This is a genomic window from Ensifer sp. 22460 (assembly GCF_052044935.1).
In the GTDB taxonomy this organism is placed as follows: domain Bacteria; phylum Pseudomonadota; class Alphaproteobacteria; order Rhizobiales; family Rhizobiaceae; genus Ensifer.
In genome coordinates, this window is record NZ_JBQENZ010000028.1 from 58,523 (window position 1) to 73,401 (window position 14,879).

At 61.2% G+C, this 14,879-nt stretch carries 11 protein-coding genes and 1 pseudogene; 6 read left to right on the forward strand and 6 right to left on the reverse strand.

The annotated features are described in order from the left end of the window. Window positions 1–16 precede the first annotated feature (16 nt). Window positions 17–1,945, reverse strand: coding sequence for an ABC transporter substrate-binding protein (locus tag ACTJKM_RS28330; RefSeq protein WP_113511251.1), 1,929 nt, complete (start codon window positions 1,943–1,945; stop codon window positions 17–19). Between the two features lie 124 nt (window positions 1,946–2,069). Here ACTJKM_RS28330 and ACTJKM_RS28335 point away from each other — a divergent pair, with 124 nt between their 5' ends. The 5 genes and pseudogenes from ACTJKM_RS28335 (at window position 2,070) to msrA (ending at window position 7,602) form a co-directional block, all read left to right on the forward strand. Then, on the forward strand, window positions 2,070–3,023 hold the full coding sequence (locus ACTJKM_RS28335) for a LysR family transcriptional regulator (RefSeq protein WP_058327240.1): 954 nt from the start codon (window positions 2,070–2,072) through the stop codon (window positions 3,021–3,023). A gap of 266 nt (window positions 3,024–3,289) precedes the next feature. Beyond that, a pseudogene (locus ACTJKM_RS28340) lies at window positions 3,290–5,169 on the forward strand (ABC transporter ATP-binding protein). Between the two features lie 40 nt (window positions 5,170–5,209). After that, on the forward strand, window positions 5,210–6,436 hold the full coding sequence (locus ACTJKM_RS28345) for an alanine racemase (RefSeq protein ID WP_082663499.1): 1,227 nt from the start codon (window positions 5,210–5,212) through the stop codon (window positions 6,434–6,436). Between the two features lie 253 nt (window positions 6,437–6,689). Continuing rightward, entirely contained in the window at window positions 6,690–6,887 is a 198-nt protein-coding gene (locus ACTJKM_RS28350; RefSeq protein WP_245296090.1) for a hypothetical protein, read from the forward strand. A gap of 208 nt (window positions 6,888–7,095) precedes the next feature. Beyond that, window positions 7,096–7,602, forward strand: a complete 507-nt coding sequence (gene msrA, locus ACTJKM_RS28355) for a peptide-methionine (S)-S-oxide reductase MsrA (RefSeq protein WP_058327197.1) — start codon at window positions 7,096–7,098, stop codon at window positions 7,600–7,602. A gap of 191 nt (window positions 7,603–7,793) precedes the next feature. Here the strand turns inward: msrA and ACTJKM_RS28360 are convergent, their stop codons facing one another. The 5 genes from ACTJKM_RS28360 to ACTJKM_RS28380 form a co-directional block, all read right to left on the reverse strand. Further along, a complete protein-coding gene (locus tag ACTJKM_RS28360) occupies window positions 7,794–8,813 on the reverse strand; it encodes a sulfate/molybdate ABC transporter ATP-binding protein (RefSeq protein ID WP_058327198.1) in 1,020 nt (339 codons plus the stop codon). After that, on the reverse strand, window positions 8,810–9,688 hold the full coding sequence (cysW, locus tag ACTJKM_RS28365) for a sulfate ABC transporter permease subunit CysW (protein ID WP_058327199.1): 879 nt from the start codon (window positions 9,686–9,688) through the stop codon (window positions 8,810–8,812). The genes ACTJKM_RS28360 and cysW overlap by 4 nt, the downstream gene beginning before the upstream one ends. A gap of 2 nt (window positions 9,689–9,690) precedes the next feature. Then, window positions 9,691–10,512 (reverse strand): sulfate ABC transporter permease subunit CysT, encoded by an 822-nt coding sequence (cysT, locus tag ACTJKM_RS28370; RefSeq protein ID WP_112994878.1) that lies wholly within the window; start codon window positions 10,510–10,512, stop codon window positions 9,691–9,693. A gap of 84 nt (window positions 10,513–10,596) precedes the next feature. Beyond that, window positions 10,597–11,583: a thiosulfate ABC transporter substrate-binding protein CysP gene (gene cysP, locus ACTJKM_RS28375; protein WP_440638464.1), complete on the reverse strand. Its 987-nt coding sequence runs from the start codon at window positions 11,581–11,583 to the stop codon at window positions 10,597–10,599. A gap of 364 nt (window positions 11,584–11,947) precedes the next feature. Continuing rightward, a complete protein-coding gene (locus ACTJKM_RS28380; RefSeq protein WP_113511258.1) occupies window positions 11,948–14,023 on the reverse strand; it encodes a carboxy terminal-processing peptidase in 2,076 nt (691 codons plus the stop codon). 220 nt (window positions 14,024–14,243) lie between these two features. On the opposite strand from ACTJKM_RS28380, the gene ACTJKM_RS28385 reads away from it, so the two are divergent. After that, window positions 14,244–14,837, forward strand: a complete 594-nt coding sequence (locus ACTJKM_RS28385; RefSeq protein ID WP_058327242.1) for a GNAT family N-acetyltransferase — start codon at window positions 14,244–14,246, stop codon at window positions 14,835–14,837. Window positions 14,838–14,879: the final 42 nt, after the last annotated feature.

A 14,879-nucleotide genomic window follows, 5' to 3' on the forward strand; every position in this document is an offset into this window, starting at 1 on the left:
GACGCGCACTCGCCAATCAGTCGTTGGCCTTGGTGACCGGGTAGAAGTCCCAGGCGCCGTAGAGGATCATGTTGTCGACATAGCCATCGATATTGCTGCGGGTGACGACGTAGCCGAAGTCCTCCCAGAGGAACTGGGTGGTGGCGTAATCGTACGACATTTCCTGCAGCTTGGCGTAGATCGGCTCGCGCACGGCGGGATCGACCGAGGCCCAGGCTTCGTCGAGCAGCGGCTTGAATTTCTCGGCCATCAGGTCGCGGTAACCTTGGCCGACCATGCCGCCGACGAGGCCCGTGGGCGAGAGATAGTAGCTGGCAGCGCCGAGCGGACCGCCCGGATCGGAATAGTCCGGACCCCAGCCCATTACGGTCAAGGGTGCTGCCGGCTTTTCGCGGTTGTTGAGCTTGTCCGAAACGGATGCCCATGGCAGCGCCTGGATCTGCATCTTGAACTTCGGATTGATGCGCGAAAGGCCCTGCTGCAAGGCCGAGAGCGCTGCGGTCAGCTGCGGGTAGCCTTCGGTCACATAGGCCGTGAAGGTAAAGCCGGTATCCCAGAGCTTGCCGCCGAACGCCTTCTTAAAGTGTTCCTCGGCCTTGGCGGGATCGTAGCTGTAAACAGGCGAGTCCGGGCGATAGCCCATGATGCCGCGCACTGTCGGCCCGCGCGACTGCACCGTCTTGCCGAGCAGCACCTGGTTCAGCAGCGCATCGTAGTTCTGGGCGTAGTTGAAGCCCTTGCGCACGTCGATGTCTGCGAAGAAGTCCGGCGGGATGCCGGCACCGTCCAGTTTGCCACTGCCGATAGCCGGGTTGTCGTTGTCATCGAGTGGCCAGGCGAAGAAGATGCCGCGCGAGAACACTTTCTGCAGGCCGTCGATGACTTTGACGCCCTCGGTCTTGCTGAGCTCGTCGATGAACTCGACGGGGGCCGTGACGAAATCGGCGTCGCCGGACAGCAGTTGCAGACGCCGCGTCGTCCATTCCGGCACCGTGCGCATGACCACGCGCTCGAGCTTGGCCGGCCCCATGAAATAATTGTCGAAGCGCTTCAGGGTGATGCGCCGGTCGGTGCGATCCCATTCCTCGAGCATGAAGGGGCCGGTGCCGTTTTCTTCGGCGAACAGCGGATTGGCGCCGAGTTCCGGACGGTAATGAGCCTTCCAGGTGTCGCCAGAGCCATCCCAGCCGCCGACGGAAGCGACCCATTCCTTGTCGAGAACCGAGGTGCCGAAAGGCAGCGCGATCACGCCAAGCGTTGCCGGAAACGACTTTGGCAGCTTGAGCGTGACGTTGTCGCCATCGACGACGATCTGCGACGCGAGTTGATCATAGACCTTGCGTAAAACCTCGGGGCTGGCGTCGTTGATGGATTTGACCTCACCTTCGGTCTCTACCCACTTGGCGATGTCGGTGTATTTGCCAGCGGTGATCACCTCGGTGATCGCGTTCGACATCCACGACTGCCCCTGAAGGATGGCGCGCAGCAGCGAATAGCGCACGTCCTCTGGCGTAATCTGGCCGTAACCCGGCTCGATCGTCGCCTTTTGCGCGTCCGTCAGCTTGTCGTAATATTCCCAGGTGACTTTGCCGTCGGCGCCCTTGATCCCGACCTTGTGGGTGAAAACGCCCTTGCGGATCGGAAAGGTGTAGCTGACGGAGCCGTCAGTGCCTTGCTTGATGAGGCCGTTCTCCAGCGACGGCACCTCCGTCGAGAGCGACGGCACGAACTCGGAAATCTTCGAGCCGTTGAAGTTCAACAGGCGGCTGTAGATATTGAGCGAGCCGTAGGAGCTCGGCGTGTTGGCAATATAGGCTGGGTCGAACGACTGTATGTCGTCGGTCCACATGAAGACGAAAGTGCCGGGGTTTTTGGTCTCGGCCATAGCGGGCGCAGCCGCGATGCCGAGCCCCAGGCAGAGGGCCAGGGCTAAGGTGCGTTTCATCGTTGTTCCCATTTGGTGGAGGCGGAAGTTTTTCTTCTCGTTATGGGGGAGGCTAGAAGAGCCCTTGCACGTCTGTCCAATGTGTAATTAGGATAGACTATGCAAAACACGCATGAGGGCCAGCATGGAACTGCAATGGCTTGAAGATTTTCTGGAAATTGCCGCGACCAGGAATTTCTCGACGGCGGCGACTGCACGCAATATTTCGCAACCCGCCTTTAGTCGCCGCATCAAATCGCTTGAGAACTGGATCGGCGCGGACCTGATCAACCGCAGCACCTATCCCGTGCAATTGACGCGGGCCGGCACGATGTTCCTGCCGGGCTGCCAACGCCTCGTGCGCGAGGCCTACCGGCTACGCACCGATTGCCGCAATGTCGCCGGCGAGAGCTCGGCCATGCTGACGTTTACTTCGCTGCATACGCTGGCGATGTACTTCTTCCCGAAATGGATCGGCTCGCCGCTGATCTCGCGTTTGCCCCTTCGCACCAGCATGCATGCTGCCGACTTCCTTGAAAGCATCGATCACCTTTGCTCGGGCCAGTGCGATTTTGCCATCACCTATGTGCATCCCGATGGCCCGCCGGTATTGGAAGGCGGCCCGTTCGAATCCCTGCAGATCGGCAAGGACCGGCTCATCCTGGTTTCGGGAACCGACGAAAATGGCCGCCCGCTGTTCGACATCGACGTGTCCGAAACCACGGAAATCCCCTACCTCGCCTATTCCTGGAGCGACGGCTACATCGGCAAGCTGGCGACCTTGATCCAGTCGCGCTGGCGTCGCCCGCTCAATCTCAGCACTGTCTACCAGTCTGGCCTCGCCGACGGTCTGAAGCACATGGCCGTCGCCGGCCGCGGTGTCGCCTGGCTGCCGCAGATCTGCGTGGCGGAAGCGATGCGGCAGGGCCGCCTTGCCCAGATCGGCGGCCCACAGATGTCACTCGAAATGGAAATCCGGATCTTCAGACGCGCCGGTCCCGGCAGTCCTGACAGCGATGGGTTGTGGCAGCATCTCAAGCAGTGCGCGGCGCTGCCGCAGTACAAAAGTGGTTTCGATGTCGATATCGACGCCGCCTAGAGCGTCGTGGTGCCCGAATGCAGCGGATCGCCGCCTATGCGAAGATAGGCGGCTCAATGCACGAAACGCATAGTTTCGCCTGCCACATTCGTGACACATTGATTTCACTCGGTTTTGTGGCCTAGGCGGAAGGTCGTGGTGCAGCGCACAGGCCGTGGCGGTCCGCCTCACCGGGACGACCCTGCCATTCAACCATATTGACAGGATGCAACCTCGTTGCGAGACCTGAGGACGCAACGTCCCCTCGCAATCGGGTCCATGTGCTGATGTCCCTGTCCAAATCCGCAACACCTGAACTGCCCGAGGATGTCATCCTTTCTGTGGAAGACCTTGAAGTCTGTTTCGCCGCCCACACTCGCGCCGAGCTGCGCGCGGTACGCGGCGTCTCCTTTCGCATAGCGCGCGGCGAGACCGTCGCGCTGGTCGGCGAATCCGGGTCCGGAAAATCGGTCACGGCGATGACGATCATGCGGCTGACCGAGTATGACGGTGCGACCATCACCGGCGGGCGAGTGCTGATGCGATTGAAGGACGGCCCGGTCGCCGACCTCGCCAAGCTCTCTGAAAAGCGCGTCGAAGCTCTTCGCGGCGCGGACATCTCGATCGTGTTCCAGGATCCGATGTCGAGCCTAAACCCGGTCTTTACCGTCGGCGACCAGATCGCCGAGGCGGTGATCTATCACCAGGGCAAGACGCCGGAAGAAGCGCGCCAGGTCGCGCTCAACACCCTCAAGCTCGTCCGCGTGCCCGATGCGGACCGCCGGCTCGACCAATATCCGCACCAGCTTTCCGGCGGCATGCGCCAGCGCGTCATGATCGCGATTGCCCTTGCCTGCCGCCCATCGCTGATGATCCTCGACGAGCCGACGACCGCGCTCGACGTGACCATTCAGGCGCAGATCCTCGATCTCGTTCGTGCCCTGCAGCGCGAAATCGGTATGTCAGTGCTGTTCATCACCCACGACATGGGCGTCGTCGCCGAAGTCGCCGACCGCGTCTGCGTCATACTCAAGGGCGAAATCGTCGAAACCGGCTCAGTTTACGACATTTTCGCCAAACCGAAGCATGCTTATACACGCGCCCTGATTTCCGCCGTGCCACGCCTCGGCAGCATGGCCGACAAGGATGCGCCGGAAAAATTCCCGCTGCTGGTGTTTGAACCGGAGCAGCAACTCGCGGAGGCGACAGAATGAACGCGTCTGCGCAAATGACGGACGCCCGGCGCCCTCTCGTCTCGGTGCGCAACCTGGTCACGCGCTTCGACCTGACGGCGGGGCTGTTCGGCCACGTCTCCGGCCGGGTGCATGCGGTGGAGAACGTCACCTTCGATATCTTTCCGGGCGAAACCCTGGCGCTGGTCGGTGAATCCGGTTGCGGCAAGTCGACGGTTGCCCGCTCGATCATGCAGCTCGATCGACCACGGTCGGGCTCTATCCGCTTCGATGGAACCGAGCTGATCGGCGCGCCGCGCCCCGTCCTCGCGAGATTTCGCCGCGAAGCCCAGATGGTCTTCCAGGATCCTTTCTCCTCGCTCAACCCGCGCATGACGATCGAGCAGTCGCTGATGGATCCGATGCGGGTTCACAAGCTGGGCTCGACGGAGGTCATGCGCGCCCGTGCCGCCGAGCTTCTGGCTAAGGTCGAGCTTTCGCCCGAGCACCTCGAGCGCTATCCGCATGCGTTTTCCGGCGGCCAGCGCCAGCGCATCTGTATCGCCCGCGCGCTCGCGCTCAACCCGCGTCTCATCGTCGCCGACGAGGCGGTTGCCTCGCTCGACGTGACGATCCAGGCGCAGGTCATCAATCTCTTGATGGACCTGCAGCGCGAAATGCAGATCGCGCTCCTCTTCATCAGCCACGATATGGCCGTGGTCGAACGCATCGCCCACCGCGTCGCCGTCATGTATCTCGGCGAGATCGTCGAGATCGGCGATCGCCGCTCGGTATTCGGCAACCCGCAGCACCCCTATACCCGCAAGCTGCTATCGACCGTTCCGATCGCTGACCCGACACGCCGCCCGGAAGGACGCCAGCCGATGTCCGACGAAATCCCGAGTGCGGTGCGTGGGCCGGACTTCGTGCCGCACGAACTGCCGATGCGGCAGATCTCATCGAGCCATTACGTGCGGCAGGTCGTAACCGGCTGACAACGGCCGCAATTTCCCGTCCAGATCAGAGTAACCCAACATGAGCACTTCCGAAGTGACGCAATCGGCTGCGAGCGCGGCCGGCATGGCGTCGGCAGACATCGACAACGGCGCAAACGAGGTGAAGGCCGAGGGCTTCCTGCGTCCAACGGCTGCCGAGCAACCGACGCCCTATATCGAAGTCGACGAGAGACGGCTTACGCGCAACATCAAGGGCATGCAGCAGCGCGCCGACGCGGCCGGCGTCACGATGTTTCCGCATGTGAAGACGCACAAGAGCCTCTACATCGCACGACAGCAGCTCGAGGCAGGCGCGCGCGGCATCACCGCATCCAAGCCCAGCGAGGCACTGATCTTCGCCGAAGCCGGGATCCCGTCGATCATCCTCGCCTATCCCATCGTCCGCGCCGCGTCACTCGATCGCCTGCTGCCTGTGGTAAAGGCACGGGGCGTCGAGCTGCGTACGATTGCGGCGAGCGAAACGGGTGTCGATGCGCTGTCGGAAGCCGCCAACCGACACGGCGTCGAGATCGGCGTGTTCCTCAAGGTCGACGTTGGCCTCGGTCGCGTCGGCCTCAAACCCAATGGTCCTGCAGCGCTCGATTTGTGCGCAAGAATCGCCGCCACCGACGGCCTGCGTTTTGCCGGCCTGCTTTCGCACGCCGGACATGCCTACGCGGCTTCCCAACCGCACGCCTTAGCCAAAATCGCCCGCGATGAGGCGACAGACCTCGCCAGTCTCGCCGACCGGCTTCGCGAGCGCGGAATCGCGGTCGACTGCATTTCCGTCGGCGCGACGCCGACTTGCCAGGGCGCGCCGCTGCCCCAGGAGGTCGACTGTATCCGGCCCGGCAATTACGTCTTTCTGGACGGCACCGCGCTCCGGCTTGGTATCTGCTCTGCCGACGACCTCGCGCTTTGCGTGGTCGCCCGCGTCGTTGCCTCCAACGACACTCACTTCGTCATTGACGCCGGCTCGAAGTCCATGAGCTCCGATCGCGGCGCGCATGGCATGGGTGGTGCAGGCTTCGGCACTGTCGTCAGCGCCGAAGGCGACGGCGAAACCGGTATGTGGACACTCGAACGACTGTCCGAAGAGCATGGTTTCGTTCCCTTCTCGGGACGTCCCCTGCCGCTCGGCAGTCGCGTGCGTGTGTTCCCCAACCACTCCTGCGCCTCGATCGCCAACTTTGACAGTTTCATCCTACGTCGCGTCGATGGTACCGCGCTCAGCCTCCCCGTGGATGCCCGCAGCGGCCAGACCTGACGAGCGTCACCGGCTTTACCAATCTCAACTCTCTCTCCCTCGCACTCCGGCCCCGGCTGCACATCGCCGGGAACCGTCCTCGTCTTGCAGCGTTTCTCGTTCCACCGGTGCTTTCGGACGCTGGACCGCACGAGAGAACCTGGATCGTACAGATCACAGGTTAGAGCAGAGGGTAAAAGACGATATGGGTTTGGTGCAACTCGGCCGGGCTCGCCTTGCGCTGGTGCTTCCACGGCATCGCGAACTCCTGCGCATGACAAAGAACCAACAGCTCTACGACCTTTACGAGGCCTATGCGCGCGAGTCGATGACCCTCGACAATCTGTTGCGGGAACTTCCGCGCCGCGAGAAGCAGGTATCCGAACATCAGCAAATCTGCCTGGACCTGCAGGCCGAAGTAGTAACGCTGCTGACGCGACTCGCAGAGCCGCTCAAGCCGGGAGCGTTGTAGCATCCGGCCGCGACAGCCCCGGAGGCACCGTGCCCGACGCTTAACGCTTTTAAGCGACCCAACTTCCAGCGCCTCAGCTCGGAATTCGCCCCGAAGGCCACCTGATCTGATCAAAACGAGTTCCTATATTACAGTTCCGTCGCCGGCGGTTCATTCCCCTTGAGTGGAGATGAGACCAAGGCGTATTTATCAACCGGAGGAATTCTGGATGACCAAGAGAGCTGTTCTGGCCGGTGGCTGTTTCTGGGGGATGCAAGACCTGATCCGCAGGCTTCCCGGCGTCACCGATACGCGCGTGGGTTACACCGGTGGCGACGTGCCCAATGCAACCTACCGCAATCACGGCACCCATGCCGAGGGCATCGAAATCCTCTTCGATCCGGAGAGGATCAGCTACAGGCGAATTCTGGAGGTCTTCTTCCAGATCCATGACCCGACCACGAAGAACCGCCAGGGCAATGACATTGGCATGTCCTATCGGTCGGCAATCTATTACGTCGATGACGAGCAGAAGCGAATTGCCGAAGATACCATCGCGGACGTGGAAGCATCAGGCCTGTGGCCAGGCAAGGTCGTGACCGAAGTGGAGCCCGTGGGAGATTTCTGGGAGGCCGAGCCGGAACACCAGGACTACTTGGAGCGCTATCCCAACGGCTACACCTGCCATTTCCCGCGCGCGAACTGGGTTCTGCCCCAGCGGTCGGCGGCGGAATGATCGCTCTACGTGGGGATGCTGGAAAGAACTTGGGCCCAACCGCGTAGGATGGGCTCTTGGCCGGGAACAGTCTCGCGCGTTGAGCTTACAGGTAGCGTTTCGCTCAAGGCGGAGAACCTTGATCCCTATTCGGGAAATTGCCGACAACGAGGGCAGTCGATAGGACAGCGGCGATGGTCGGCTTCAACCGCCTAGACGGGAAAGACCTTCGCACGGCGCAGCGTCACAAAACCATTTTCGCCGGATTTCACGGTCCGCTCCGCCTCCAGGTCGAGTTCCAGATGCACGCCGCTGCGGGTGGTCGCAATCACGCGGCGACCGCTAGGCCTGTCCATGACCCGGCTGATCGTGGCTGCGATGCCGCCCCCCTGCGGCACCCAGTCGAGATCACCCGGACGGGCGTAGAGTTCAGCCTTGCCATCTGCCAACCCCGCCGCCTCGATCACCGCGCCGTCGGCATAGGCCCTGCCGTCGCGCACTTCGGCAGAGAGCATGTTGGCATCGCCCAGGAACTTCATGACAAATGCCGACTTGGGGTCGCGGCAGACGGCTTCGGGTGTTCCCTGTTGAACGATGTGGCCATCCTTCAGGATCACGACGCGATCGGCTAGGTCGAGTGCCTCTTCCTGATCGTGGGTGACGAACAGCGTCGTGATGCCGAGCGTCGTATGGATCTCGCGCAGCCAGCGGCGTAGCTCTCGACGGACGTTCGCATCCAGGGCACCGAAAGGTTCATCGAGCAGGAGCACTTTCGGATCGACCGCCAGGGCGCGGGCAAGCGCAACGCGCTGGCGCTGCCCTCCGGAGATTTGCGCCGGAAACCGGTCGCCCAGCCCTTCGAGGCGCACCAGCCGCAAGAGTTCCGTCACCCGCGCCTGGATCACTGCCTTCTCGCGCTTGACCTTCGACACGTCCATGCCGAAGGCAATGTTCTCAGCCACGGTCATGTGCGGGAAAAGTGCATAGTGCTGGAACACGAAGCCGACGCCGCGGTCGCGCACCGGTATGTCGGTCGCATCCTGATCGCCGAAATAGATGTGGCCGCCATCGGCGAATTCGAGGCCCGCGACCATCCGCAGGATCGTCGTCTTGCCGGAACCGGACGGACCGAGCAACGCAACAAGCTCGCCGCTTTGAACCTCCAGGGAGACGTCCTTGACGGCGCGGAAGGTTTGGAAAGTCTTGACGACGTGGTCAAGGCGGATCTTCATGCTGTTTTCTCCGCAGGATTGACTGCCGGACGGACGCGGCCCGCCCCACGGCGCTCCAGCGCCACTTTGGCGATAATGGTGAAGACGGCGATGAGCGCCAGAATGGACGCCGACGCGAAGGCGCCTGCGGCCTGGTAGTCGTGGTAAAGCAACTCGATATGGAGCGGCAGCGTGTTGGTTTGACCACGGATATTGCCCGACACGACCGAAACCGCGCCGAACTCGCCCATTACGCGCGCATTGCAAAGGACGACACCATAGAGCAGCGCCCATTTGATGTTCGGCAGCGTGACCGAGAAGAAGGTACGCCAGCCGGATGCCCCGAGCGAGGTCGCCGCCTCTTCGAGGTCCCTGCCCTGGGACTGCATGAGCGGGATGAGTTCACGCGCCACGAACGGCGCCGTGACGAACATCGAGGCGAGAATGATGCCGGGGATGGCGAACAGGATCTTGATGCCATAGGCATCGAGCGTCGGCCCGAAAAGGCCCTGCAGGCCGTAGACGAAGAGGTAGGCGACGCCCGCAACAATCGGCGAGACCGAGAACGGGATCTCGATGACAACCAGCAGGAAGGCTTTGCCGCGGAAGTCGAATTTGGTGACGGCCCATGCCGCGGCAATGCCGAAGGCGGTGTTGACTGGCACCGCGACGAGGGCGGTAAGCACTGTCAACATGATCGCATGCCGGGTGTCGGGATGAAGGATCGTGTCGCGATAAACCTGCCATCCCTTGGCAAAGGCTTCGACGCCGATGATCAGCAGCGGGGCGAGAATGAGGAAGGCACCGAGGATGAGGACAATGCCGATCAATATGCGACGGAAGAATGGTCCGTCGCCGACCCGCGGCGGGGTACGTCCGGTTCTCATCGTTCCCATGGTCAGCCCCTTGCCGTGTAACGCAGCGCTCGCGCTTGCAGCCAATTGGTGAAGCCGAGCATGAGGAAAGCCGCAAGCAATAGGACGGACGCGATCGCGGCGGCGGCCTGATAATCGTACTCTTCCAGCCGAATGAAGATCAGCAGAGCGGTAATTTCGGTCGACATCGGCTGGTTGCCGGCAATGAAGATGATCGCGCCGAATTCGCCAAGGCTCCGGGCGAAGGAGAGCGACACACCTGCGAGAAGAGCCGGCGTGAGGAGCGGCAGGATGACCTTGCGGAAGATCGCCCAATCCGAGCCCCCGAGCGATTGAGCGGCCTCTTCCAGCGACGGGTCGAGATCCTCCAGGACCGGCTGCACCGTGCGCACGATGAAAGGCAGCGAAGTGAAGCACATGGCAATCATGATGCCGAGTGGGGTATAGGCGACCTTGATGCCGAAATCGCCGAGGATGGAGCCGAACACGCCGTTCGTCGTGAAGAGAGCCGTCAGCGAAATACCGGCGACCGCCGTGGGCAGTGCAAACGGCAGATCGACCATGGCGTCGACGATGCGTTTCCCCGGAAAACGATAGCGCACCAGGACCCAGGCAAGCGCCAGGCCGAAAAAGAGATTGAAGAAGGTCGCAGCAAGTGCAGCGAGCACGGTGACGCGATAGCTCGCGAGAGCCCGCGACGACGAGACAATCTGCCAGTAGTCAGCAGGGCCAAGGCTCGCCGCCTTGAACACGAGTGCTGCCAGCGGCAGGACGACGATCAAGCTCACATAGAGCAGCGTCACACCCAGCGACAGGCGTAATCCGGGCAAGACATTGCGTCTCAAGCGGTCATTTCCTTGTCATGTCATGGTGAAACCCGGCAAACGGATCGTCTGCCGGGCTGGCTGAAGGCGAGAGCCGCTTGACGCTTAGCGGCTGCCGTAGAGCGTGTCCAAAACCCCGCCAGATGCGAAGTGCTCGCTCTGGATCTTGCTCCAGCCGCCAAAGACGTCGTCGACGTTGACGAGGCGGATTGCCGGGAACTTATCCTTGAATTCGCCAGCGACCTTCTCGTTGCGCACGCGGTGGCCGAACTCAGCGGCGATGCGCTGGCCTTCCTCGGTGTAGAGAAAATCGAGATAGGTTTTGGCAAGGGCTTCCGTGCCGTGTTTTTCGGCGACCTTGTCGACGACGGCAACCGGAAACTCCGCAAGCAGGCTGACGGACGGAATGACGCTCTCGACCTTGTCGGCACCATACTGCCTGACGATGCTGCGGGTCTCGGCCTCGAAGGTGATCAGAACATCACCGGTTTCGCGTTCGACAAAAGTTGTCGTGGAGGCACGACCGCCCGTATCGAATACGGGAACATTGTCGAAGATTTTGGTGATATAGGCCGCGATCTTTGCCTCGTCGCCCTCATAGGCCTCCTTGGCCCAGGCGTAAGCGGCGAGATAGGTGTAGCGGGCGTTGCCGGACGTTTTCGGATTGGGGAAGACCGCGTGAACATCGTCACGCGCGAGATCGGCCCAATCCTTGATGTTCTTGGGATTGCCGGTCCGCACCAGGAACGAGGGGAAGGAATAGAACGGTGAGGCATTGTTCGGGAAAGCCTTCGCCCAATCCTTGGCGACGAAACCGTTCTTGGCCAGGAACTCGATATCGGTGGTCTGGTTGAAGGTTACGACGTCGGCCTCAAGGCCTTCGAGGATCGAGCGCGCCTGCTTGGAGGTGCCCGCGTGCGCCTGGTCGATCGTCACGCCCGGATGCTGCTTGATGAACGCCTCGTTCTCAACAACGAAGAGCTCGCGCGAGACGTCGTAGGAAGCGTTGAGGAGTTTTGTGGGCTCCTCAGCCTTCGCGGGAGTCACGAAATGCGCGGCAAGGGCGGCGCCAAGAATGAGGAGGCGTTTCATGCAATTCTCCGGTGTTGACTTCCCCGAGAACCTACCGGTGGGCGTGCAATAGCGCGAGGGACCGAGCACTTTGGTTGCGCAGCGCCTTAGAAATTCCGTCTAGTTTCCGCCACAGTTCGCGGAGTTTTTTGCCCGCAGGTCTTCAATTGGTCTGCCCGGACGCAATCACAGCGCAAAGCACCTGCCCCGTCGGCGATAACGCCAGCGGCGGGCCCGTCAGCTTTGCGCTCGAGAACGTATCTGAACCAAACCCCAATTTGCAGTTGCAGAGAACGAAGACATGGTCGGACGCAGCGCGCACTTGGACGCGGGACGGGGTCTGATTAGTCCCCGTCCGTGCTTCCCTATCGCCCTGCGGTCGCCGTCAGCACGCCTTCCTGCAAACGGCCTCGTCGGCAAGAATGGCGGCGGCCTCGTTCAGCAGGACGTCCTTTGCATTCTTGCGGGCATTCTCAATCGCAATGTCGGCACTCAGGCTCCGCTCGTTTGCATTGAGGCCATCATCTCCGCCAGTGTCGTCGCCATCACCTGCTAGCGCGCGGGACTTCCGTCGTTTTTCCCGGTCGGTCTGTTCTTTGCGGCGTTCGGCTTCATTGAGGGAGATCTCCCCTTTCTCGCGCTGCGCTTTCACTTCCGCAATGTCTTTCAGCAGGCGCTGGAAGTCCGGATCGCTCTCAACCCGCACATCATGGCGGCTCTGCAGTTTCGGCAGCAACCTCATCACAGTGTCGGCGGGCGCATACTTCGCGGGCTTGATCTGCGCCCACGGCAAGGCATTGTCATAGCTGGTCTCGCCAAAGCTGGTCGGGTCGGAAAGTCCCGGCAGGCTGATATCAGGGGTCACGCCGCGCAGCTGCGTCGTGCCGCCATCGATCCGAAAAAACTGGGCGATCGTCACTTTCAGCTCACCGAATTCGGGCTTGCTGTTGCGAACCATCTCGTCAAGATTGACGACGGCTTGAACTGTGCCCTTGCCGAAACTGGGTTCGCCAATGATCACGCCTCGACCGTAATCCTGGATTGCCGCGGCAAAAATCTCCGAAGCCGACGCCGAGCCGCGATTGACCAAAACGCCCACGGCGCCTGTCCACACCGGCGCTGGAAAATCAGCGCTTCTTACGTCAACCTTGCCGTCGCTGCCGCGCTGCTGGACGACCGGACCATTGCCGATGAACAGGCCGGTCAAATCGATCGCCTCGTCCAGTGAGCCGCCGCCATTGTTGCGCACGTCGATAAGAACGCTGTCGACTTTTTCCCGCTTGAGTTCGTCGAGAAGTTTTCGCACGTCGCGGCTCGCGCTACGGTAGTCCTTGTCGCCTTTGCGCCGGGCTTCAAAATCCTCGTAGAATGCCGGCAGTGTAATCACGCCGATCTTACGCTCGGCGTCGCCCACTTTCACAGTGAGTACGGTCTTCTGCGCAGCCTGCTTTTCAAGGCTGATCTTATCGCGCACCAGGGTGACGACGCGATGCGTGGCATCCGCCCCGGCATCTGCTGGCAGGATGTCCAAGCGCACGACGGAGCCCTTCTTCCCGCGTATCAATTGCACGACTTCATCCAGGCGGGTGCCAACCACTTCTTTTATCGCACCGCCCTTGCCCTGACCAACACCGGTAATGCGGTCTCCGACCGCAAGCTTGCCGGACAGCTGCGCCGGCCCGCCGGGCACGAGTTCACGAATCGTCGTGTAGTCGTCGCGCTCCTGCAGCACCGCACCGATACCAACCAGCGAAAGCTTCATGGCGATGTTGAAATCGGCCGAAGCGCTCGCGCCGAAGTAATCCGTGTGCGGGTCGACCGACGTCGTGTAGGCGTTCATGAACGACTGGAAAACGTCATCGCTTTTGTACTTGTAGGCGCGATCGAGAGCGTTTGTATATCGCTTGGTGAGCGTTTCGCGAATGGCTGCGTCGGTCTTGCCGCCCAGCTTCAAACGCAACCAGTCGCTTTTTACGCGCTTGCGCCAAAGGTCGTTGCTCTCGGCTTCCGATTGTGGCCAGGGCGCCTTGTCGCGCAGTACGGGATAGTTTTCCTGCGTGCTGAAATCGAAGTCCTGTTTAAGCAAGTCGCGCGCGTAGTTCATGCGGTCGACAACGCGCTTCCCGTATACGTTGAAGATCTCGAACGGGATCTTCAAATCCTTCTGTTTGATGGCATCGTCGATCTCACTGCGATCAGACATGAAACTGTCGATGTCCGCCTGCAGGAAAAGCACGCGATCCGGATCGAGTGATTCGATGAACCGATCCATGATCCTGGCCGACAAGGCGTCGTCGAGTTGAACCGGCTTGTAGCTGAAACGCGTGAGAAATTTTGCACTCAACTGCGCAGCTTGTGCCTGTTGCTTCAGCGGCTCCAGAACAGGCGGTGGGGCGACCTCAGCATAGGCGGACTGTACGAATGCAAGAAATGCACCAAGGAAGACGTATGATATGCGCATTCAGCGTTGATCCAATTCTTAATGCCGAGTGTCTATGCCAATCTAGGTGAAGCAATTATGGTTTTTTGGCAACCGGGTGGCTCATGCTCGGCAGTTCTTGCGACCGAAAGACCGTTCAATCGACGGCGAGGTCGACCCCGCCGCCGTCAGAATGCCCTCCGCGTCATCAGAAAAACCTCATATGATGAGCGTCCGCTCAAAAGCTTTCCGGAGGATCCAGATGATCCGGCTCGAACCACCGCTACGAGTTGCAAGCGAGGCAGATGCGAAGGCGTTGGCCGATCTCGTCAACTTTGCGGGCGAGGGTTTGCCCCTGTACATCTGGGAGGGGCTTGCAAAGGACGGGCAGGATCCATGGGACGTGGGTCGCGCCCGACAAATGCAAAGGGTGCGCGAAGGCCAGGTTGTAGTCGTGGACTTCGGAGATGGCGCCGTAGCAAGCCTGACTGGTTACCCGATTGGATCGGAGCCCGAGCCAATTGCCGATGATTTCCCTGCCCTGTTCCGGCCGCTGCAAGAACTGGAAAACAAGGCACTCGACAGCTGGTATGTCAATGTACTGGCCTGCTATCCCGAGTACCGCGGGCAAGGGCTTGGCTCACGCCTGCTCGGTCTGGCAGAAGAGATAGCGCGGGATCAGGCGCTCCGTCGGATGAGCGTCATCGTTGCCGACAACAATGTCGGTGCCAGACGACTGTACGAGCGCAGCGGCTACGCGCAAGTGGCGACGCTCGCCTGTGTCAGGGAAGGCTGGAAGGGCGATACGGAAAACTGGGTGCTTCTGATGAAACCGCTTCGTGCATCGGATGGCTGATGAGCCCGCAATCTCTCGAGCCCTCAATCGTGCGCACTCGCC